At 64.9% G+C, this 2,550-nt stretch carries 2 protein-coding genes; both read right to left on the reverse strand.

The features are described from left to right. Positions 1-285: 285 nt before the first annotated feature. On the reverse strand, positions 286-420 hold the full coding sequence (locus tag ACX80U_RS19130) for a hypothetical protein (RefSeq protein ID WP_459269539.1): 135 nt from the start codon (positions 418-420) through the stop codon (positions 286-288). A gap of 509 nt (positions 421-929) precedes the next feature. After that, positions 930-1,958 (reverse strand): nitronate monooxygenase, encoded by a 1,029-nt coding sequence (locus ACX80U_RS19135; RefSeq protein ID WP_459269540.1) that lies wholly within the window; start codon positions 1,956-1,958, stop codon positions 930-932. Between the last annotated feature and the right edge of the window lie 592 nt (positions 1,959-2,550).

The raw sequence follows: 2,550 nt of genomic DNA on the forward strand, positions 1-2,550 counted from the left end.
GTACTGCACCCGAGAGAGTGTGGGAGAGTAGGACACCGCCGGACAACACTCCAACGGGAAGGCCCCGCACCACCAGGTGCGGGGCCTTCCCCACTTAAAACCACACACCCCCCAACCCCCAATTCACACCCCGGTGGGCAGACGCAGGCACCGGACGGCCACCCCGATGCCATGGCCACCCCGATGCTAGGCCACCACGATGGTGCTGGCCTGGCCACCGACGCCGGGCAGCCACCAGGAGCTGGTCCGGCGCATGGATCCCGGGTATCGACGTATCAGCCGGAGTCAGGATCTTGTGTCGCCGGCCTGTATCCCGCCTCGCGTCTTCATCTCACTGCCGGCTTTCATTTCACTGCCGGCTTTCATTTCACTGCCGGCTTTCATTTCACTGCCGGCTTTCACTTCACTGCTGGTTTTCACCTTCGCTGCCGGTTTTTACCCACTCCGCGTTCTACGCACTCGCGGGACTTGGACACGGGACTCGGTGTCGCTCGGACTCGGGGAGCCGGATCTCGAGGGACTGGGCACCGGTTCGTGCTGTCGCGGTCGGGTGTGTCGTCGAGCCTGAAGGGCCGGATGGGGAACGGAGGTCTCGCAACGGCGAACGCCGTGCGAGGAGAGACGGCGGCGCGTGATCCGCCGGATGCGCCGCCGACGATGCTGCTCATGGGCATACGCCACTTCCGGTGTGCCGCCTGCAGCACTCGGGCGCGCAAGGAGTCCCGCTCCTTCGCGGTGCCCAGGGTGAAGGTTCTTCCGGTTCGATCGACCCGGACCCGCTCAAGAGGCCTCGGGTTCACCTTGCACTTCAGCGCCGGAGCAGCTGCACGAGCGACGGCTTCGTTCCGAGAGAAGAAACCCCTTTCTCTGCATCAGTTTCCCCACGCATGCGCGCCCCGCCGGCAGGGTGGGGGTGCGTACCCCAAAGGTCAGGGTGTGAGCGCTGCGATGATGTCGGCTGCGGGTCCGGTCCGGATGGTGCGGTAGCCGGTGCCGGCCCACAGGTGGAGCGCTTGCAGGTCGTTGTTCGCTGCCGCTGCGGCGCGGAGGGGTGCGGTGATGTAGTGGATCTGCGGGTAGGCGTTGCCGACGGCGGGGTGCTCATCCATGAATCTGTTCCGCAACCCACGGGCCGGACGACCGGTGAATGCCCTGGTGATCCTGGTCTCGGTGAACCCGGGGTCCGTGAGAGCTGCCCGGTGGACGGGAGGTGTTCCTGCCTCGTCCGCCAGGAGCAAGGCTGTGCCGAGTTGGGCGGCAAACGCTCCGGCCGCGAGAACTCCGCCGACGTCCTCGCGGGTGCTGATGCCGCCGCCGGCGATGATGGGCAGGCTGGATATCGTCTTGATCGACGCGATGAGCTGGGGGAGTGGCTGCGTTCCCGGGTCGGCGCCGGGATCGAACGTTCCGCGATGGCCCCCTGCGTCGGGGCCCTGCACGACCAGGATCTGTGCCCCACGGTCGGTCGCGAGAGACGCTTCGGCGCTGTCGGTGACGGTGACGGCAGTGGATATGCCCAACTGGTGCAGCTCGTGCAGCAGGTCGGGATCCGGACACCCGAAAGTGAAGGAGACCACGTCAGGCCTCAATGCTCGAAGAACATCCACCTTGCCCGTCCAGGCGTCGTCATCCCATCTGGGGACTCCCACCTGGATGCCGTAGCGGTCGGCATGGGGCTGAAGGCGCCGACGGTAGCTCTGGAGCTCTTCCTCGTCGACGTCATTCGCGGATACGACGAACAGATTCACACCGAAGGGCCGATCAGTAAGGGACCGCGTGACGGTGATGTGCTCCGCCAGCTGTTCCGGTGATTTGTACCCGCCAGCAAGGAAACCCAGCCCGCCGGCGTTGCTCACCGCCGCGACAAGCGCCGGAGTCGAGGGCCCGCCGGCCATCGGCGCACCGATGAGCGGGCGATCCAAATCGATGGGGAATCGCTGACCGTCAACGGTATCCATGCACGCTCTCCTTCACGACGTCGCTGTGGGCTCGCCCACTAGGACAATAATCGGAGGTGAATGAAGGACGACAGCCGACGATGCTGCTCCTCTTCGAGAACTCGCGGCGTCGTCGCCACGGCGGACCGAACTTCCGTCCTCGTCTCGGTAAGCCGTCGTTGTTGTGCGGAGTCTCGCCCAGACGACTGCCGTGCTGAATGATACTGCCGCCCGGCAGCTCAGGACGCGTCGGCCTGCTCGAGGTGGGGCGTCAGTGGATTTGGTGGTCCGGGCGGGATGGTCGTATAGTTGTGGAGTCGCCCCGGTGAGGGCGACGAACCCCCTTGATAAACTGTGAAGTTGTTTCTGCGCGTGCGGTGCACGATGTTGGAATCGGCTTCCGGTTCGTCGTCGGTCGTGGAGGTTCGCTGGCGGTCACTGTGCTGGTCCTGTAGGGGGCAGCGCGAGACCGGACAGTGGATTTGCGAGACCGGCCCGGTGGGGGTAAGCTTGAAAAGTTGCTTCGGAGCGAGGACATGGCGGTTTGGTCGTGTTTGGTGCCGGTAGCTCCTGTTGTTTGAGAACTCAATAGTGTGCCAAGTTTGTTGATACC

The organism is Arthrobacter sp. TmT3-37, assembly GCF_054510835.1.

Coding starts and splice junctions, on each gene's coding strand:
- ACX80U_RS19135 (WP_459269540.1), bottom strand. CDS start 1,958: ATGGATACCGTTGACGGTCAGCGATTCCCCATCGATTTGGATCGCCCG.